Here is an 18,602-nt window from a genome sequence, read left to right on the forward strand (position 1 = left end):
GCAGGGGATCGTCGTCCATGATCGTGTTCATCCTCCGGCGGCTGACGCAGAGCGCGGTCGTCATCGCGGCCATGGCGGTGCTCGTCTTCACGGGCATCTTCGCCATCGGCAACCCCATCGACGTGCTGATCAGCCCCGAGGCGGACGAGGTGGAGCGCGCCGCCGCCATCGCGCGCCTCGGCCTCGACCAGCCCATGCACGTCCAGTTCGCCCGCTTCGTGGAGAGTGCGGTGGGCGGCGACCTGGGCACGTCCTTCGTGCACGGCGTGCCGGCGCTCGGCCTCGTCCTGCAACGCTTCCCGGCGACGCTGGAGCTGGCGCTGGCCGCCATGCTGCTGGCGGTGCTGCTGGGCATCCCGCTCGGCCTGTGGGCCGGGCTGAAGCCGGACAGCGTGGCGGGCCGGGTCATCATGACCGGATCGATCCTCGGTTTCTCGCTGCCCACCTTCTGGGTCGGCATGATGCTGATCATGGCCTTCGCGGTGCAGCTGGGCTGGCTGCCGGCGGGCGGGCGCGGCCAGACCGCCAGCCTGTTCGGCGTGCAGTGGAGCTTCCTGACCCGCGACGGGCTAGCCCACCTGATCCTGCCGGCGATCAACCTCGCCACCTTCAAGCTGTCGCTGGTCATCCGGCTGGCCCGCGCCGGCACGCGGGAGGTCGCCTTGCAGGATTACGTGAAGTTCGCCCGCGCCAAGGGGCTGTCGCCCGCGCGCGTGGTCGGCGTGCACATCCTGAAGAACATCATGATTCCGGTCGTCACCGTGCTCGGCCTCGAACTCGGCAGCGTCATCGCCTTCTCGGTGGTGACCGAGTCGGTCTTCGCCTGGCCCGGCATGGGCAAGCTGCTGATCGAGAGCATCCTCCAGCTCGACCGGCCGGTGGTGGTCGCCTACCTGCTGCTGACGGTGCTGCTGTTCGTGGTGATCAACCTCGTGGTCGACCTGATCTATTCGATGCTCGACCCGCGCATCCGGCTGGGCGGGGGGCGGGCATGAGCGCCGCGCGGGAGGAAACACCCCTCCGGCGGCTGGCGCGCGACTTCGCGCGCTCGCGCGTCGCGGTTATCGGGCTCGCCGTGCTTGTGCTGGTGATGCTCGCCGCCGTCTTCGCCCAGGTGGTGGCGCCGCAGGATCCCTACGACCTCGCCCAGCTCGACATCATGGACAGCCTGCAGCCGCCGGGCACGGCGGGCGGGGCTGGCTGGACCTATTGGCTGGGCACCGACGACCAGGGGCGCGACCTGTGGTCGGCCATCTTCTTCGGCCTGCGCACCAGCCTGGAGGTCGGCATCCTGGCGACACTGATCGCGCTGGCGGTCGGGGTGGCGGTCGGGATGCTCGCGGCCTACGCCGGGGGTGCGGTGGACGGCGCCATCATGCGGCTGGTGGACATCCAGCTGTCCTTCCCGGCGATCCTGATCGCGCTGATCCTGCTGGCCCTGCTGGGCAAAGGGGTGGACAAGGTCATCGTCGCACTGGCCGCCGTGCAGTGGGCCTATTACGCGCGCACGGTGCGCGGCTCCGCCCTGGTGGAGCGGCGCAAGGAGTATGTGGAGGCGGCGCGCTGCCTGGCATTGCCCCACCACCGCATCATGCTGCGCCACCTGCTGCCCAACTGCCTGCCGCCGCTGATCGTGGTGGCGACCGTGCAGGTGGCCCACGCCATCGCGCTGGAGGCGACGCTGAGCTTCCTCGGCGTCGGCGTGCCGGTGACGGAGCCGTCGCTGGGCATGCTGATCGCGTCGGGCTACGGCTTCATGCTGTCGGGCAACTACTGGGTCGCCCTGTTCCCCGGCGTCGCCCTGCTGGTGGTCATCGTCGCGATCAACCTGGTCGGGGACCGGCTGCGCGACGTCCTCAACCCGCGCCTGAGCCATTGAGGGGAGGGATGGACCCCATGACCCAGCCCTTGCTGCGCGTCGAGAACCTGCAAACCCACTTCGCCACCCGCGCCGGCACCGTGAAGGCGGTGGACGGCGTCAGCTTTGATCTCAGGCGCGGCGAGATCCTCGGCCTCGTCGGCGAGTCCGGGTCCGGCAAGTCGGTCACCGGCCAGTCGATCCTCGGCCTCGTCGATCCGCCCGGCCGCATCGCCGGGGGGCGCGTGCTGTTCGATGGGGAGGACTTGGTCACCGCCGGGGAGAAGCGGCTGCGCGCCATCCGCGGCCGGCGCATCGCCATGATCTTCCAGGACCCGATGATGACGCTGAACCCCGTGCTCAGCGTCGAGACCCAGATGGTGGAGGCGGTGCTGGCCCACGACAAGGTCGGCCGGGCCGAAGCGCGGCGGCGGTCGCGCGACGCGCTGGGCCGCGTCGGCATCGCCTCCCCCGAGGAGCGGCTGGCCGCCTACCCGCACCAGTTCTCCGGCGGCATGCGCCAGCGCGTGGCCATCGCCATCGCCCTGCTGCACTCGCCGGACCTGATCCTGGCCGACGAGCCGACCACCGCGCTGGACGTCACCATCCAGGCGCAGATCCTGTTCGAGGTGCAGACCCTGTGCCGGGACACCGGCACGGCGCTGCTCTGGGTCACCCACGACCTCGCCGTGGTGTCGGCGCTGGCCGACCGGGTGGCGGTGATGTACGCCGGCCGCATCGTGGAGACCGGGCCGATCGCCGACGTGATCCAGGCGCCGCGCCACCCCTACACCCGCGGCCTGCTGGATTCGGTGCCCAGCCGCAACCGGCGCGGCGTGCCGCTGCGCTCCATCCCCGGCATGACGCCGTCGGTGCTGGACCTGCCCAAGGGCTGCGCCTTCCAGCCGCGCTGCGGGCGCGCCGACGCCGCCTGCGCCGTGATGCCGGAGCTTCCGGAGAACGGCCACGCCTGGCGCTGCTGGCACCCCCACGACGCGGACGCGCGGGGAGCGGCGGCATGACCCGGCCCATCCTCGCGGTCTCCGGCCTGTCCAAGCGGTTCGAGCGGAAGCTGGACGTGGTCGAACGGTTCGCGCGCCGTCTCGGCGCCTCGGTGGACGACAGCGTTCTGCACGCGGTCAGCGGGGTCGACCTCGCCGTCGCGGAGGGCGAGGTGGTCGGGCTGGTCGGCGAGTCCGGCTGCGGCAAGAGCACGCTCGGCCGCATGGTCGCCGGGCTGCTGACGCCGAGCGACGGGTCCATCCAATGGCGGGGCACCGACCTGCGCGACTTGCCCCCCGCCGGGCGGCACGAGGCGAACCTGAAGATCCAGATGGTCTTCCAGGACCCCATGGCCTCCCTCAACCCGCGCCTGCGCGTCGCCGACATCATCGGGGAGGCGCCGGTGGTGCACGGGCTGGTGCCGCGCCGGGAGGCTGCGGAGGCGGTCGCCGAGATGATGCGCACGGTCGGGCTCGACCCCGGCTACATGCGCCGCTACCCGCACCAGTTCTCCGGCGGCCAGCGCCAGCGCATCGGCATCGCCCGCGCGCTGGCGGTGAAGCCGGACTTCCTGGTGTGCGACGAGTCCGTCGCGGCGCTCGACGTATCGATCCAGGCGCAGATCATCAACCTGTTCATGCGCCTGCGCGAGGAGCTGCGGCTCACCTACCTGTTCATCAGCCACGATTTGGGCGTCGTCCAGCACATCTCCGACCGCACGGCAATCATGTATCTCGGCCGCATCGTCGAACTGGCCCCGACGCCGGAGCTGTTCGCCGCACCCAACCACCCCTACGCGCGGGCGCTGCTGGACGAGGCGCCGCGCGTGACGCTGGAGAAGCGCCGCTTCGCCCCGATCCGCGGCGAAATCCCGTCGCCCCTGAATCCGCCCGCCGGTTGTCCCTTCCACCCGCGCTGCCCCCATGCCATGCCCCGCTGCTCCCAGGAGCGGCCGGACTTGCGCGAGGTGGCGCCCGCGCGCTGGTCAGCCTGCCACCTGAACGACACACTTTGACAAGAAGCCTCAGACCATCATGAGCGACTGTTCCCCACGCACGCTGGCTCTGCTCCGCGACCTCATCGCGTTCGACACGACCAGCCGCAACTCCAACCTCGACCTCATCCACTACATCCGCGACCACCTCGCGGCCCTGGGGGTGGAGAGCACGCTGGTCTTCGACGACACGCGGACCAAGGCCAACCTCTACGCCACCATCGGCCCGACCGACCGCGGCGGCATCTGCCTGTCCGGCCACACCGACGTGGTGCCGGTGGACGACCAGGACTGGTCGAGCGATCCCTTCACCCTGACGGAGCGCGACGGCAAGCTGTACGGGCGCGGCACCGCGGACATGAAGGGCTTCGTCGCCACCGCACTCGCCATGGCCCCGGACTTTCTGGCGGCCGACCTCAAGACCCCGATCCACTACGCCTTCTCCTACGACGAGGAGCTGGGCTGCATCGGCGTGCGCGGGCTGCTGGAACGGCTGGCCGGCATGGCGGTCAAGCCGCGCTTCTGCATCGTGGGCGAGCCGACCAGCATGCAGGTGGTGGTCGGGCACAAGGGCAAGCTGTCGATGCGCTGCCACGTCCACGGGCACGCCTGCCATTCCTCCCTGGCGCCGCGCGGCGTGAACGCGGTGGAGTATGCGGCGGAGGTCGTCGCCTACCTGCGCCGCATGGGCCGCCGCTTCGCGCTGGAGGGGCCGTTCGATCCCGACTACGACGTGCCGCACACCACGGTGCACACCGGCGTGATCCAGGGCGGCACGGCGCGCAACATCGTCCCCACCGACTGCGCCTTCGAGTTCGAATTCCGCCACATCGCCACCCACCCGGTCGCGCCCATGCTGGCCGAGGTGCAGGACTTCGCCCATAAGACGCTGGAGCCGGAGATGCGCGCGGTCCAACCCGGCACCGGCTTCTCCTGGACACCGCTGTCGGAAGCCCCGGCGCTCGACACGCCGCCGGATTTGGACGACGTCGCGCTGGTGAAGCACCTCGTGGAGCGGAACGACCATGGCAAGGTCGCCTTCGGGACCGAGGGCGCGCTCTACACCAGCATGGCCGGCATCCCGGCGGTGGTCTGCGGCCCCGGCGACATCGACCAGGCCCACAAGCCCGACGAGTTCGTGTCGCTCGACCAGCTGGCAAGGGCGGAGCGGTTCCTGACGCGGCTGAAGGCGGCGGTGGTTTGAGTTCTTGTGGTTGGGGGAGGTCCTGGCGCTGGGCCCCCACCCTAACCCTCCCCCATCTTCGACGGGGGAGGGAACTCCGCCGCTTCGAGAGTGACTCCTTCCCCCGCCGAAGGTGGGGGGAGGTTGGGAGGGGGGCCCAACGCCAGGACCTACCCCCTCCCCCTCACCCCAAATGCGCCAACGCGCAGCGCCCCGCAGCCAAATCCCACGCCGCACAGCCCACGCTCTTGAACAAACGCGGGGCGTCGGCGTCCACGCGCCCCTCCAGCGCATCGACCAGGGACCGCCCCTTGGCCCAGTCGAAGCCGGCCTGGATCAGGTCGCCGGCCTCGTGCCGGCCGCCGGCCGGGTCGTCCAGGAACACCGCGCTGCCGTGGACGGCGGTCGGGCCGTACTCCGCCATCTCCGGCTTGAAGGCGCCGACGCCGACCAGCAGGCGGTCCGGGCGCGGGGTCTCGTCATAGACCGGCGTCAGGCTGTTGGTCAGCGTGATGACGACCTCCGCCGCCGCATCGACCGGTCCGAAGGCCGGGCGCAGGTCCAACGCCAGTCCGGCATGATCGCGCACGAAGGCTTCCGCCCGGTCGAAGGCGCGGGTGTGCACGTCCACGCGGATGCCGGGATAAAGCGCCGCCAACGCCTTGGCGTGGTCGGAGGCCTGCTTGCCGGCGCCGATCAGCGCGACGTGGCGCGGCGCGCTGCGGGCGAGCGTGCGGATCGCCAGCATCGACACCGCCGCGGTGCGCCGCCCCGTGACCGTCGGGCCGTCGAGGATCGCGCGCGGCGCGCCCGTCGCCGCGTCGTAGACGGCGACCACGCCGTGGATGGTCGGCAGCCCCAGCGCCCCGTTGCCCGGGCAGACGTTGACCAGCTTGTGGATGCCGATGTCCGACGCGGTGGCCGGCATGGACAGCAGGACGCCGTTGTTCGGCAGCGGCAGCACCTGCCGCTCCGGGCTGGTGATCCGCCCGGCGGCGTAGTCGCGGGCGGCCTGGGCCACGGCCTCGCACAGCGGGCCGAAGGGAAGGCAGTCGGCGGTTTGCTCGGCGCTCAGCATGGACAGGGCGGCCGTGGCCATCGCGGTGAGTCTCCTGGAACGGACGATGCGGGAGGGGCGATTTAACGGGAAGGAAGACGGGATGTCCAATCCCCTCTCCCGCCCCGGGAGAGGGAGGGACCCGCCGAAGGCGGGAGGGTGAGGGTCGCGCAAGAATAACGGCGCTGATTCTTGTTTGACCCTCACCCGGCCGCTTCGCGGCCACCCTCTCCCGGGGCGGGAGAGGGAAATCCCCCCTCAGCTCATCGCGACGAGGCTGGCGTTGCCGCCGGCGGCGGCGGTGTTGACACTGACCGAGCGCTCGTTCAGCAGCCAGTCGAGGACGTAGTCCTCCGCGCCGCTGCGCAGGCCTTCGACAGAGGCCGACTGGGCCAGCACGATCGGGCCGGGCAGCTCCGCCAGCCGGCGGTTGGCCGCGATGACGCGGTCCCCGTCGCCTTCCACCAGCGCGGCGGCGAGCGGTCCGGCGGCGGTCCAGTCGCCGGACACGGTCACGCGGCGGGCCAGGGCGGCGGGAAGGCCGCGCAGCACGCCGGCCACGTCGGCGGAGGCGTCCACCACCGCGTCGTTGCCAGTGGCAAAGACGGCGCCCAACTGGAGCAGCAGGCCCGTCTCCGTCTGCGGCAGCAGCAGGATACGGCCGCGGCGGTGAAGCTCATAGACGTTCCGCTCGCCGACCGGGCCGACCAATTCCACGCTGGCGCCGAGCGCGCTGCGGGCACTCTGGTCGGCGCAGCGCTTGGCCTCCGCCGTCCGGCCCTGGTTGCGCAGCCAATCGCCGTAGGCCCGGGCGGGGGCAAGGTCGGCGTCGGACCCGCGCGCCTCCAGCACCGCTTTCGGCCGCTGGCTGAGCAGGCGGGTCAGGTAGAGCGGGCCGCCGGCCTTGGGGCCGGTTCCCGACAGGCCGTGGCCGCCGAAGGGCTGCACGCCGACCACCGCGCCGATGGTGTTGCGGTTGACGTAGACGTTGCCGACCGCGATGCGCTCCGTCACCCGCTCGATGGTGGCGTCGATGCGGGTGTGCAGGCCGAAGGTTAGGCCATAGCCGGTGGCGTTGATGGCGTCCACCAGCCGGTCCAGGTCGTCGCGGCGGAAGCGGACCACGTGCAGCACGGGGCCGAAGACCTCGCGCTCCAACTCCGCGATGCCGCCGATCTCGATCAGGGTCGGCGGGACGAAGGTGCCGTGCGCGGCCTCGGCCGGCAGGGGCAGCGCCTCCACCCGGCGACCCTTGGCGCGCATGGCCGCGATGTGGCGCTCGATGTTCGCCTTCGCCTCCTCGGTGATCACCGGGCCGACGTCGGTCGCCAGGCGGTCGGGATTGCCGACGCGCAGCTCCGCCATGGCGCCCTTCAGCATGGCGAGCATGCGGTCGGCGACATCCTCCTGGAGGCAAAGCACGCGCAGGGCGGAGCAGCGCTGGCCGGCGCTGTCGAAGGCCGACGCGAGCACATCGCCGACCACCTGCTCGGCCAGCGCGGAGCTGTCCACGATCATGGCGTTCTGCCCGCCCGTCTCGGCGATCAGCGGGATCGGCGCACCGTTCGGCGACAGGCGGCCGGCCAACTGCTTCCGGATCAGCCGCGCCACCTCGGTGGAGCCGGTGAACATCACCGCCCGCGTCCCGGCGTTCCCGACCAGGGCGGCGCCCACCTCGCCCGCGCCGGGCAGCAGCTGCACGACGCCGTCCGGGATGCCGGCCTCGCGCAGGATGCGCACCGCCTCCGCCGCGATCAGCGGGGTTTCCTCGGCCGGCTTGGCGAGCACCGGGTTGCCGGCGGCCAGCGCCGCGGCGACTTGGCCCGCGAAGATGGCCAGCGGGAAATTCCACGGGCTGATGCAGACCACCGGCCCGACCGGGCGGTGGCTGTCGTTGTCGAAGCGGTCGCGCACCTGCGCGCCGTAGTAGCGCAGGAAGTCGACGGCCTCCCGCACCTCCGCGATGGCGTTGGGCAGGGACTTTCCGGCCTCCCGCACGATCAGGCCGAGCAGCGTCGGCATGCGCGCCTGGAGCGCGTCGGCGGCGCGGAACAGGCAGGCGGCGCGCTCCGCCGGGGGCGTGGCGGCCCAGGCCGGGGCGGCGGCTTCGGCGTGGCGGAAGGCGGCCTCCACCACCTCCGGCGTCGCCTCGATGACGGAGCCGACCACGTCGCGGCGGTCGGCCGGGTTCAGCACCGGGCGGGCCTCCCCGCTGCGCTCGCCATCGGCGAGAAGCGGGGCGGCGGTCCAGGCCACATCGGCGCTGGCGGTCAGGGCCGCGCCCAGCCGGGTCAGCTCCTGCTCGTTGGACAGGTCGAGGCCGGCGGAGTTCGCGCGTTCCGGCGCGTAGAGGTCGCGCGGGTTGGCGATCAGCGCGTGCGGCGCGCCGAGCGGCTGGATGGCGCGCGCCACCTCCACCGGGTCGGCGACCAGCTCCTCCACCGGCACCGCCTTGTCGGCGATGCGGTTGACGAAGGAGCTGTTGGCCCCGTTCTCCAGCAGGCGGCGGACCAGATAGGCCAGCAGCGTCTCGTGCGTGCCGACCGGCGCGTAGATGCGGCAGGGCCGCTTCAGCGGGCCGACCACCTCCGAGTAGAGCGGCTCGCCCATGCCGTGCAGGCACTGGAACTCGTATTTCCCGACCTGGAAGTCCGGGCCGGCCAGTTCATAGATGGTGGCGAGCGTCTGGGCGTTGTGGGTGGCGAACTGCGGGAACACCGCGTCGGGGGCGCCCAGCAGCTTGCGCGCGCAGGCGACGTAGGACACGTCGGTGTAGACCTTGCGGGTGTAGACCGGGAAGTCGTCCAGCCCGTCCAGCTGGGCGCGCTTGATCTCGGCGTCCCAATAGGCGCCCTTGACCAGCCGGACCATCAGCCGGTGGCCGCTGCGCCGGGCCAGATCGATGAGGAAATCGATGACGTACGGGCAGCGCTTGCCGTAGGCCTGCACGACGAAGCCGATGCCGTTCCACCCCGCCAGATCGGGGTCGAAGCACAGCGATTCCATCAGGTCGAGCGAGAGTTCGAGCCGGTCGGCCTCCTCCGCGTCGATGTTCAGGCCGATGTCGTAGCCCTTCGCCAGCAGGGCGAGTTCCTTCACCCGCGGCAGCAGCTCCCCCATCACGCGGTCGGCTTGCGCGCGCGAATAGCGGGGGTGGATCGCCGACAGCTTGATGGAGATGCCCGGCCCCTGGTAGACGCCACGGCCCGCCGAGGCTTTGCCGATGGCGTGGATGGCGCGCTCGTAGTCGGCGTAGTAGCGGTCGGCGTCCGCGGCGGTCATCGCCGCCTCGCCCAGCATGTCGTAGGAGTAGCGGAAGCCCTCCGCCTCCATCTTGCGGCTGTTGGCCAGCGCCTCCTGGATGGTCTGGCCGGTGACGAACTGTTCGCCCATCATGCGCATGGCGAAATCGACGCCGCGGCGGATCAGCGGCTCCCCACCCTTGGCGAGCATGCGGGTCAGCGCGGAGGACAGCGCCGGCTCGTCAACCGACGCGGTCAGCCGGCCGGTGATCAGCAGGCCCCAGGTGGCGGCGTTGACGAACAGCGACGGGCTGTTGCCCAGATGCGCCTGCCAGTCGCCGCCCGACAGCTTGTCGCGGATCAGGGCGTCGCGCGTGCCGGCGTCGGGGATGCGCAGCAGCGCCTCCGCCAGGCACATCAGCGCCAGCCCTTCCTGGCTCGACAGGCTGTATTCGTGGATCAGCCCCTCCACCCCGCGGCCGGGCGGCTTGGCGCGCAGCGCGGTGATCAGCGTGCGCGCGGTCTCCCGCGCCGCCTTGGCGACCGCGGGGGGAAGCGTCGCCTGCTCAAGCAGGAACGGCAGGCATTCGCCCTCTGGCCGGCGGTAGGCCGCGGTGATCGCGGCGCGCAGCTCGCTGGCCGGGCGGATCGGCGGCGCGAACAGCGAGAAGGGCGGCGAACCGGCGATGGGGGTGCCGGCCTCCGCGCCCGAAGTCGAGGTCGTGGTCTGGGAGGGGGTCGTCATGCTGGTCATGGAGGTCGTTCGCCCTGTTCGGCAAGCCCGCATCAAGCCGGGGGCACGGCCGCCGGACGAGGCGCCGGTGACCCCCAACGTCACAACAGAAGGCTAACGGCAAAGTTTCCGTGCTTCCATAACGACTTTCGCCAATTTTCCGTTATCATCGCGGCCGACGATGTATTGGAGCGTGGAAATGACGGAGCTTGATAAATTCGACCGGCGGATCCTCGCGATCTTGCAGGTCGACGGCCGCGTATCGACGGTCGAGCTGGCGGAACGCGTCGGCCTGTCGCCGACCACGACGGGCGAACGCCTGCGGCGTCTGCAAAAAGACGGCTACATCACGGGCTTCGGGGCGCGGCTGGACCCGCACCGCCTGGGCTTTGGGCTGCTGGTCTTCGTCGAGGTGCTGCTCGACAAGACGACGCCCGACGTCTTCGACAAGTTCGCCCAGGCGGTGCGCGACATGCCGGAGGTGCTGGAATGCCACATGGTCGCCGGCGGCTTCGACTATCTGGTCAAGACCCGCGTGGCCGACATGGCCTCCTACCGGCGCTTCCTGGGCGACATCCTGCTGTCCCTGCCCGGCGTGCGGGAGACGCGCACCTACGCCGTGATGGAGGAGGTCAAGAACGACAGTCCGCTGCCGCTGTGACGCCCAAGGTCCGGCGCCCAGGGCATACCAAAGTGCTCTGGCCAAAGCACTCCGACGAGTCCCTTGCTGTGTGCAACGAAGGGCTGGCACAGTGTCGGCCCCCATCGCGCAGAGGGTTTGGTGATGCATCTGTCAGACGCCCTGAACCGGCTTCCCCGGGTTTCCCTGCTGGACGGGCCGACGCCGATCCAGCGCCTGCACCGGCTTGAGAAGGCGCTGGGCCCGGCCCTCGGGGGCGTCCGGCTGTCCGTCAAGCGCGACGACCTGACGGCGCTCGGCGGCGGCGGCAACAAGCTTCGGAAGCTGGAGTTCCTGGTCGGCGACGCCCGCGCCCAGGGGGCGGACACGATCATCGCCGTGGGCGGCGTGCAGTCCAACTTCGCGCGCCTCGCGGCGGCGACGGCGGCCACGCAGGGCATGGACTGCGAACTCGTCCTCGCGCCGCTGGTCCCGCGGGCCGGCGACGAGTACGAGCGGAACGGCAACGTCCTGCTCGACAGCCTGTTCGGGGCGCGCCTGCACGTCCTCGCGCCGGGGATCGACGCCACCGGTTTCGCGCAGGACCGGGCGGAGGCGCTGCGCCGGGCCGGCCGGGTGCCCTATGTGGCGACCCTGGGGGGTTCCACGCCGGTCGGCTGCCTCGGCTACGCGGCCTGCGCGCTGGAGGTGCAGGAGCAGTCCCGCGCGCTCGGCGAGACGTTCGCCGGCATCGTCCTTCCCAACGGCAGTTCGGGAACCCACGCCGGGCTGGCGGCCGGCCTGAAGGCGCTCGGCGACAATCCCGCCCTGGTCCGTGGGCACAGCGTGCTCGCGCCGGCGGAGGCCGCGCGGCAGGCCACGATCGACAAGGGCAACGCCACGCTGGACCTCCTGGGCGTCGGCGCGCGCCTGGACGCGTCGGACATCGACGTGTCCGGCGACCAGCGCGGGGAGGGCTATGGGATCGTGACGGACGCGATGGTGGAGGCCGTCCGCCTCGTGGCGAGGCAGGAAGGATTGCTGCTCGACCCCGTGTACAGCGGCAAGGCGTTCGCCGGATTGCTGGCCGACGTCCGGTCGGGCCGCTACCGGCCGGGCGACCACGTGCTGTTCCTGGCGACGGGCGGCGTGCCCGGTCTCTACGCCTACGCGAGCGCGTTCCTGAATGGCTGAGCCCGCGGGGGACGGATTCCAAGGGGAATGGACCTGCCGGTGCCTGGTCGGGGGCCACGCCCTGGGCCCGGTGATCCATTCCGACACCCCGCTCAGCTTCTGGGGCGGGGTCGATTCCTTCACCGGCACGGTGATCGACCGCCATCATCCGCTGAGCGGCCGATCCCTCGCCGGCGCGGTGCTGGCCATTCCCAGCGGGCGGGGGTCCTGCTCCGGTAGCGGCGTGATGCTGGAGTTGATCCTGAACGGGCACGGCCCGGCCGCCCTGGTGCTGGAACGGCCGGACGACATCCTGACGCTCGGCGTGTTCGTTGCGGAGGAGATGTTCGGGCGCTCCATTCCCGTCGTCGTGGCCGGACCCGACCGCTTCCCGCTGCTGGCCCAGACGGCCTGGGTGGAGGTGGCGGGCGACACCCTTCGCCCGCTGTCCGGTCCGGACGACGCCGTCGGGGCGCCGGCGGGTACGGCCGTTCCGCCGGGCGCTCCGCCCGACATCGCGCTGACGGAGGCCGACCGCGCGCTGCTGGACGGGGCGGGTGGCCGGGCGGCGCAGGTCGCCATGCGGATCATCCTGCGCATGGCCACCTTCCACCGCGCCCCGGCGTTGATCGACGTGCGCCAGGCCCACATCGACGGCTGCCTGTACACCGGGCCGGGCGGGCTGCGCTTCGCCCAACAGCTGCGCGATTGGGGCGGCCAAGTGCGCATCCCCACCAGCCTGAACGCCATCTCGGTCGATCGCCGCAACTGGCGCGACCAGGGCGTCGACGCCACGGTCGGCGAGCCGGCGAGCGCGCTGGCCGACGCCTACGTCGCCATGGGCGCGCAACCGACCTTCACCTGCGCGCCCTATCAGCTGGAGAGCGCCCCCGGTCGCGGCGACCAGATCGTCTGGGCGGAGTCGAACGCGGTGGTCTACGCCAACAGCGTGTTGGGCGCCCGCACCATGAAATACCCGGACTATCTCGACCTCTGCGTCGCCCTGACCGGCCGGGCGCCGCTGTCCGGATGCCATGTGGAGGGCAACCGCCGGGCGACGGTGCGGATCGACGTGCCGTTCCGCGCGGACTTTGATGAGTCCGTCTACCCGTTGCTGGGCTATCACGCCGGAATGGTCGCGGGCGACCGTATCCCGGTGATCGTCGGGCTGGAAAAGGCCGGGCCGACCACCGATGACCTGAAGGCCTTCGGGGCGGCCTTCGCCACCACGTCGAGCGCGCCGATGTTCCACATCCTCGGCGTGACGCCCGAAGCGACGGCGCTGGACGCGGTGCTGGAGGATGCGGCCCCGACCCACACCGTCAGCCTCGCCGATCTGGGGGAGCGCTGGGCGGACCTGGGAATCGATTTGGTATCCCTCGGCAACCCGCATTTCTCCGAAACGGAATTCGAGCGGCTCGCCGCGCTCTGCCGTGGTCGGACCAAGCATCCCGACGTGCAGCTCGTCATCACCTGCGGCCGCGCCACGCAGGAGAAGGTCGCCGCCCGCGGCATCATTGCGGAACTGGAGCGTTTCGGCGCCCGCACCGTCACGGACGTCTGCTGGTGCACCATCAGCGAGCCGCTGTTCCCCGCCGCCACGCGCGTGGTGATGACGAACTCGGCGAAATACGCCCATTACGGACCGGGCCTGTGCGGGCGCCCGGTCCGTTTCGGCAGCCTGAAAGAGTGCGTGGAGGCGGCCTGCACGGGCCAAGCCGGCGGACGGCCGCCGGCTTGGGTTCCAGGGTAGACGAGACCCGCTCAGCCTTCCGGCGTTTCGGCGGGCGTCGTCGGCTGCCAGGGGAAGGAGCCCATCGGGCCGATGCCGAGACGGTCGCGGGGGACGGCGACGTCGCTCTGCATGTAGAGCGCGATCAGCTCGGCCAGCGAGCGCAGGGCGTCCTTGTGGATCCGCTCGTACCCATGGGAGCTGTCGATGCCGAAGCAGACGAGCGCTGTGCGGATGTCGTTGCCCGCCTCGATGGCCGCGGCGCTGTCGCACCGGTAATAGCGGAAGATGTCGCGCTGGTGGTCGATGCCGTGGTCGCGGCACAGCGTCAGCAGCTTGTGCGTCAGGTGGTAGTCGAACGGGCCGGAGCTGTCGGCCATGGCGACGGTCACGCCGAACTCGCGGCTGTTCTGCCCCGGCGCCGTGGTGCCGTTGTCGATGGTCACCATCTCCGCCACGTCCTGGTGCAGCACGGACGACGCGCCCGACCCGACCTCCTCGGAGATGGTCAGCAGCAGGTGGCAGTCCACCGGCAGCAGCGCCTGGCTGTCCAGAATGGCCTTGGCGGCGCCGAACATCACCGCCACCCCGGCCTTGTCGTCCAGATGGCGGGAGTTGATGAAGCCGTTCGGGTTGAATTCCGGCTGCGGGTCGATGGCGACGAAGTCGCCGACGTTGAAGCCGTGGACGAGAAGGTCCTCCTCCGTCGCGCAGCAGGCGTCGACGCGGATTTCCAGATTGGTCCAATCGACCGGCTGGGTGTCGATTTCCGTGTTGAAGGTATGGCCCGACGCCTTCAGCGGCAGGATGGTGCCGCGGTAGCTGCCCCGGTCGGTGAAGATGGTGCAGCGCGCCCCTTCGGCGAAGCGCGCCGACCAGGTGCCGATGGGCACCAGCTCCAGCCGGCCGTTGGCCTTCAGCATCTTGACCATGGCGCCCAGCGTGTCGACGTGGGCGACGATGGCGCGGTCCGGGCTTCGGCGGGCTCCGATCAGATCGGCGCGGATGGCCCCCCGGCGGGTCAGTTCGAAGGGGATGCCCAGGCGGCGGAACTCGTCGCCGCAGAAATGCACGATCTGGTCGGTGTAGCCGGTCGGGCTGGGGATCTCGAGCAGGCGCCGCAGGATGTCGGTGACGTAGTCCATGTCGATGACCGGGCGCGCGCCCGGATCGGTTCCAGCCAAGGCCGTGGTCCGCGTCAAGCTTGCCTGCTCCATGCCTGCTCCTTGAGAGTTATCCCGCCGAATAGGGCGCCGAATAGGGGAAGAGAAGGTCGAGGAAGCGTTCGGCGGTGGGCTGGGGTTCGTGGTTGGCCAGGCCCGGCCGTTCGTTCGCCTCGATGATCACATAGTCCGGACCCATCAGGTCCGGTACCAGCAGATCCAGCCCGACCACCGGGATGTCCAGTGCTCGGGCGGCTTCGATCGAGGCTTCTACCACGCGGTGGTGCAGGCGGTCGGTGATATCGTGGAGCGTACCTCCTGTGTGCAGGTTTGCCGTCTTGCGCACGGCCAAAACCTGTCCTTCCGGTAGAATGTCGTCCATGGAAAAGCCGGCGTCGCGCACGCAGCGCTCCGTCTCCTTGTCCATGGGGATGCGGCTTTCCCCGCCCGTGGCGGCGGCGCGGCGGCGGCTCTGCGCCTCGATCAGCTGGGCGATGGTGCGGTCCCCGGTGCCCACCACCTCCGCCGGGCGGCGGACCGCGGCGGCGACCACACGGTAGTCGATGACGAGGACGCGCACGTCGTGCCCGCGCACGAACTGCTCCATCAGCACCGTGTCACAGATCGCCTTGGCCTTGTCGATGGCCCAGGACAGCGTGGTCGCGTCGCGCACGTCCACGGTGATGCCCTGCCCCTGCTCGCCCCGGGCCGGCTTGACGACGACGCTGCCGTGGCGTTCCAGGAAGGCCACGTTGTCGTCCATGCCGTTGGCGACCATCTGGTCCGGCACCGACAGGCCGGCCTTGACCATGGCGCGGCGGGTCACCGACTTGTCGTCGCAGCGGTAGAGCGCCACCGCCGAGGTCAGCTCGCTCAGGCTCTCCCGGCAGAGGACGCTGCGCCCGCCGAAGCTGAGGCGGAACAGGTTCGCCTCGGCGTCCACCACCTCCACCCCGATGCCGCGGCGGCGCGCCTCGTTGATGATGATCATGGCGTAGGGGTTGAAGCCGGCGTCCACCGCCGGGCCGGCGTACAGCTTCTCGTTGATCGGGTTCTTGGTCTTCAGCGCGAACACCGGAACCCGCTTGAAGCCCAGCTTTTCATACAGCGCGATGGCGTTCTGGTTGTCGTGCAGGACGGACAGGTCCATGAAGCTGCGTCCGCGCGCCCGGAAATGCTCGGCCAGCGCGCGCACCAGCGCCTCGCCGATGCCGGGATAGGCCGCCTGGGGATCGACCGCGAGGCACCAGAGGGAGGAGCCGTTCTGCGGATCCTTGAAGGCCCGCACATGGTCCACGCCGGTGACCGATCCGATGACCGCGCCGCTGACCGGGTCGGTGGCGATCAGGTGGGTCAGGACGCGGCTGTCGCGCTCCGCCCAATAATGCTCCGGGTCCAGGGTGACCATGCCGCGCGCCGCGTAGATGCGGTTGACGGCGTCGGCGTCCTGGCGCCCGCGCGGCGCCTCGATGGTGAAACCGCGGAGATCCGGGCTCGGCCGGAAGCCCGCCAGGCGCAGGCGGTAGGTGTGGGAGGGGTCGAGGAACAGCTCGTTCGGCGCCTGGGACAGCGCGACGTGCGGGTCCTCCAGGTAGAGCGCGATGTCGCGCCGCCCCGGCCGCTCCTGCCGCATGGCCTCGATCAGCGCCTGCACGTCGCCGAAAGTATGCGCGAACAGAAGCCGGCCCCAGCCGCACTCCACCGTCGCGCAAGGCGTCGGCCCGGTGACCCGGTGGCCGCGCGCCCCGGTCATGTCCGTGCCCTGCAACGCGGCCACCAGGACGCGTTCGATGCGGTAATTCTGGCGAGTGTGATTTTGCATCATCGTATGGCTTCAGATCCCATGGGTTTGCAGCCAGAACTCCAGCAGGGCGACCTGCCAGAGCTTCGACCCGCGAAGCGGCGTGATGTGGGCTTCCGGATCGGCCAGAAGGCGGTCCAGGTAAGCCGGATTGAACAGCGCCCGTTCGCGCGCGGCCGGCTGGTTCAGCACGTCGCGCACCAGCTCCAGATACGGGCCGCGCAGGTATTTCAGCGCGGGGACGGGGAAATAGCCCTTGGGCCGGTCGATCACCTCCGACGGGACGACCTTCCGCGCGGCTTCCTTCAGCACGTATTTGCCGCCGTCGCGCACCTTCAGCTCCGCCGGCACGCGCGCGGCCAGCTCCACCAGGTCATGGTCCAGGAAGGGCACGCGCCCTTCCAGCCCCCAGGCCATGGTCATGTTGTCCACCCGCTTCACCGGGTCGTCGACCAGCATGACCGTGGTGTCCAGCCGCAGCGCCTTGTCCACCGCGCGGTCCGCGCCCGGCCGGTTGAAATGGGCGGCGACGAAGGCGCGGCTGGCGTCCTCCCCGGCGAGGAAGCGCGGGTTCAGCGCGTCGGCCATCTCCGCGTGGTCGCGGTCGAAGAAGACCTTGGCATAGGTGGAGACCGGGTCGGCGGCGTCCATCATCGGCGGGTACCAGTGGTAGCCGGCGAAGATCTCGTCGGCGCCCTGCCCGCTCTGCACCACCTTCACATGCTTCGACACCTCCTGCGACAGCAGGTAGAAGCCGATGGCATCGTGGCTGACCATCGGTTCGGCCATGGCGCGGACGCAGTCGGCCAGCGCGGGCAGCGCGCGGCTGCTGTCGATGAACAGCTTGTGGTGGTCGGTGCGGAAGCGTTCGGCGATCAGGTCGGAGTACTGGAACTCATCGCCCTTCTCCTGCCCCACGGTCTCGAAGCCGATGGAGAAGGTCTGCAGGCCGCTCTGCCCCGCTTCCGCCAGCAGGGCCACGATGACGGAGCTGTCCAGGCCGCCCGACAGCAGCACGCCGACGGGCACGTCGGCCACCAGCCGCCGCTCCACCGCCTTGCGCAGGGTGGCGAGCACGGCGTCCTGCCAGTCCTGTTCCGACAGGCGCTCGTCGCCGGGCTGCGGGGCGAAGACCGGCGCCCAGTAGGTCTCCTCCGTCCGGCGGCCGTCCGGCTCCAGCGTCAGCAGCGTGGCCGGCGGCAGCTTGCGCACGCCCTTCAGGATCGTCAGCGGCGCCGGCACGACGGCGTGGAAGCTCATGTAATGGTGCAGCGCCACCGGGTCGATGTCGGTGTCCACGTCGCCAGCCGCGAGCAGAGCCGGCAGGGAGGAGGCGAAGCGCAGCCGTCCGGGCGTCTCGCTGAGGTACAGCGGCTTGATGCCCAGCCGGTCGCGGCCCAGCACGACCTTCCCGCTGTCGCGTTCCCAGATCGCGAAGGCGAACATGCCGTACAGCCGCTCCACGAAGCGCGGCCCCCAGGCGTGGTATGCCTTCAGCAACACCTCCGTGTCGCCGTGCGAGAAGAACCGGTAGCCCCGGCCTTCCAGCTCCGCCCGCAGTTCGGGGTAGTTGTAGATGCAGCCGTTGAACACGATGCCGAGGCCGAGCGCGGGGTCGAGCATCGGCTGCTGCGATGCCTCCGACAGGTCGATGATGCTGAGGCGCCGGTGGCCGAAGGCGACGCGCCCGTGCGCGAAGACGCCTTGTCCATCGGGACCGCGCAGGGCCAGGGCTTCGGTCATGGAGCCGACCGCGGACGCCGAGGCCGGCCGTGAATCAAAGCGGACTTCCCCGCTGATGCCGCACATGGTGGAACCTGTCTCCGTCTTGGGGGCTGGCGCAGGAGTGAAAAGGGCTGACGCGTAAGGGCGAACGGGCGGTGCCCTTCCAACAAGCGTCAGCGACAATGGTTGCGGTCGCAGCAAGACGCGGGCATGCCCGGAAAACAAAGAAGGGCCGCCGTTTCCGGCAGCCCTTCCATTGTCGATCCGCAATCCATCGGACTACGGCGCGTCCTTTCAGACGAGAGAACCCTTCGCGAGGA

At 70.6% G+C, this 18,602-nt stretch carries 13 protein-coding genes; 8 read left to right on the plus strand and 5 right to left on the minus strand.

The window, feature by feature from the left end:
* Positions 1–17: 17 nt before the first annotated feature.
* Genes J2851_RS26315 through argE form a run of 5 tightly spaced genes read left to right on the plus strand, consistent with a single transcriptional unit; the run spans position 18 to position 5,058 of the window.
* Positions 18–995: an ABC transporter permease gene (locus tag J2851_RS26315; protein ID WP_209770025.1), complete on the plus strand. Its 978-nt coding sequence runs from the start codon at positions 18–20 to the stop codon at positions 993–995.
* Positions 992–1,879, plus strand: coding sequence for an ABC transporter permease (locus J2851_RS26320; protein ID WP_209770026.1), 888 nt, complete (start codon positions 992–994; stop codon positions 1,877–1,879). Before J2851_RS26315 ends, J2851_RS26320 begins: the two co-directional genes overlap by 4 nt.
* A 17-nt stretch (positions 1,880–1,896) precedes the next feature.
* Positions 1,897–2,880 (plus strand): ABC transporter ATP-binding protein, encoded by a 984-nt coding sequence (locus tag J2851_RS26325; protein ID WP_209770027.1) that lies wholly within the window; start codon positions 1,897–1,899, stop codon positions 2,878–2,880.
* Positions 2,877–3,875 carry an ABC transporter ATP-binding protein gene (locus tag J2851_RS26330; RefSeq protein WP_209770028.1) on the plus strand — a complete coding sequence of 333 codons (999 nt, stop codon included), beginning with the start codon at positions 2,877–2,879 and terminating at the stop codon, positions 3,873–3,875. The genes J2851_RS26325 and J2851_RS26330 overlap by 4 nt, the downstream gene beginning before the upstream one ends.
* Positions 3,876–3,894: 19 nt before the next feature.
* Entirely contained in the window at positions 3,895–5,058 is a 1,164-nt protein-coding gene (gene argE, locus J2851_RS26335; protein ID WP_209770029.1) for an acetylornithine deacetylase, read from the plus strand.
* A 163-nt stretch (positions 5,059–5,221) separates the two neighbouring features.
* Here the strand turns inward: argE and lhpI (J2851_RS26340) are convergent, their stop codons facing one another.
* A complete protein-coding gene (gene lhpI, locus J2851_RS26340; RefSeq protein ID WP_209770030.1) occupies positions 5,222–6,136 on the minus strand; it encodes a bifunctional Delta(1)-pyrroline-2-carboxylate/Delta(1)-piperideine-2-carboxylate reductase in 915 nt (304 codons plus the stop codon).
* Positions 6,137–6,352: 216 nt separating this feature from the next.
* Positions 6,353–10,090 (minus strand): trifunctional transcriptional regulator/proline dehydrogenase/L-glutamate gamma-semialdehyde dehydrogenase, encoded by a 3,738-nt coding sequence (gene putA / locus J2851_RS26345; RefSeq protein ID WP_209770031.1) that lies wholly within the window; start codon positions 10,088–10,090, stop codon positions 6,353–6,355.
* Positions 10,091–10,268: 178 nt separating this feature from the next.
* Here putA and J2851_RS26350 point away from each other — a divergent pair, with 178 nt between their 5' ends.
* The 3 genes from J2851_RS26350 (at position 10,269) to lhpI (J2851_RS26360) (ending at position 13,614) form a co-directional block, all read left to right on the plus strand.
* Positions 10,269–10,730, plus strand: a complete 462-nt coding sequence (locus J2851_RS26350; RefSeq protein ID WP_209770032.1) for an Lrp/AsnC ligand binding domain-containing protein — start codon at positions 10,269–10,271, stop codon at positions 10,728–10,730.
* A gap of 123 nt (positions 10,731–10,853) precedes the next feature.
* Entirely contained in the window at positions 10,854–11,882 is a 1,029-nt protein-coding gene (locus tag J2851_RS26355; protein ID WP_209770033.1) for a D-cysteine desulfhydrase family protein, read from the plus strand.
* Positions 11,875–13,614 carry a cis-3-hydroxy-L-proline dehydratase gene (gene lhpI / locus J2851_RS26360; protein ID WP_209770034.1) on the plus strand — a complete coding sequence of 580 codons (1,740 nt, stop codon included), beginning with the start codon at positions 11,875–11,877 and terminating at the stop codon, positions 13,612–13,614. Before J2851_RS26355 ends, lhpI (J2851_RS26360) begins: the two co-directional genes overlap by 8 nt.
* Before the next feature lie 11 nt (positions 13,615–13,625).
* Here the strand turns inward: lhpI (J2851_RS26360) and J2851_RS26365 are convergent, their stop codons facing one another.
* Genes J2851_RS26365 through J2851_RS26375 form a run of 3 tightly spaced genes read right to left on the minus strand, consistent with a single transcriptional unit; the run spans position 13,626 to position 18,366 of the window.
* Complete coding sequence (locus J2851_RS26365; RefSeq protein WP_209770035.1) at positions 13,626–14,810, minus strand: osmoprotectant NAGGN system M42 family peptidase; 1,185 nt, start codon at positions 14,808–14,810, stop codon at positions 13,626–13,628.
* A gap of 16 nt (positions 14,811–14,826) precedes the next feature.
* Positions 14,827–16,581, minus strand: coding sequence for an N-acetylglutaminylglutamine synthetase (gene ngg / locus J2851_RS26370; RefSeq protein ID WP_209770036.1), 1,755 nt, complete (start codon positions 16,579–16,581; stop codon positions 14,827–14,829).
* Positions 16,582–16,590: 9 nt separating this feature from the next.
* Entirely contained in the window at positions 16,591–18,366 is a 1,776-nt protein-coding gene (locus J2851_RS26375; protein ID WP_209770037.1) for an N-acetylglutaminylglutamine amidotransferase, read from the minus strand.
* Between the last annotated feature and the right edge of the window lie 236 nt (positions 18,367–18,602).

It is taken from the genome of Azospirillum rugosum, assembly GCF_017876155.1.
Taxonomy (GTDB): Bacteria; Pseudomonadota; Alphaproteobacteria; order Azospirillales; family Azospirillaceae; genus Azospirillum; species Azospirillum rugosum.

Bases quoted from the DNA above. Each gene is read 5' to 3' on its own strand.
- lhpI (WP_209770030.1), bottom strand. From the start codon at position 6,136: ATGGCCACGGCCGCCCTGTCCATGCTGAGCGCCGAGCAAACCGCCGAC.
- ngg (WP_209770036.1), bottom strand. From the start codon at position 16,581: ATGATGCAAAATCACACTCGCCAGAATTACCGCATCGAACGCGTCCTG.
- J2851_RS26350 (WP_209770032.1), top strand. From the start codon at position 10,269: ATGACGGAGCTTGATAAATTCGACCGGCGGATCCTCGCGATCTTGCAG.
- J2851_RS26320 (WP_209770026.1), top strand. From the start codon at position 992: ATGAGCGCCGCGCGGGAGGAAACACCCCTCCGGCGGCTGGCGCGCGAC.
- J2851_RS26330 (WP_209770028.1), top strand. From the start codon at position 2,877: ATGACCCGGCCCATCCTCGCGGTCTCCGGCCTGTCCAAGCGGTTCGAG.
- J2851_RS26355 (WP_209770033.1), top strand. From the start codon at position 10,854: ATGCATCTGTCAGACGCCCTGAACCGGCTTCCCCGGGTTTCCCTGCTG.
- J2851_RS26365 (WP_209770035.1), bottom strand. From the start codon at position 14,810: ATGGAGCAGGCAAGCTTGACGCGGACCACGGCCTTGGCTGGAACCGAT.
- argE (WP_209770029.1), top strand. From the start codon at position 3,895: ATGAGCGACTGTTCCCCACGCACGCTGGCTCTGCTCCGCGACCTCATC.
- putA (WP_209770031.1), bottom strand. From the start codon at position 10,090: ATGACCAGCATGACGACCCCCTCCCAGACCACGACCTCGACTTCGGGC.
- J2851_RS26315 (WP_209770025.1), top strand. From the start codon at position 18: ATGATCGTGTTCATCCTCCGGCGGCTGACGCAGAGCGCGGTCGTCATC.
- J2851_RS26325 (WP_209770027.1), top strand. From the start codon at position 1,897: ATGACCCAGCCCTTGCTGCGCGTCGAGAACCTGCAAACCCACTTCGCC.
- lhpI (WP_209770034.1), top strand. From the start codon at position 11,875: ATGGCTGAGCCCGCGGGGGACGGATTCCAAGGGGAATGGACCTGCCGG.
- J2851_RS26375 (WP_209770037.1), bottom strand. From the start codon at position 18,366: ATGTGCGGCATCAGCGGGGAAGTCCGCTTTGATTCACGGCCGGCCTCG.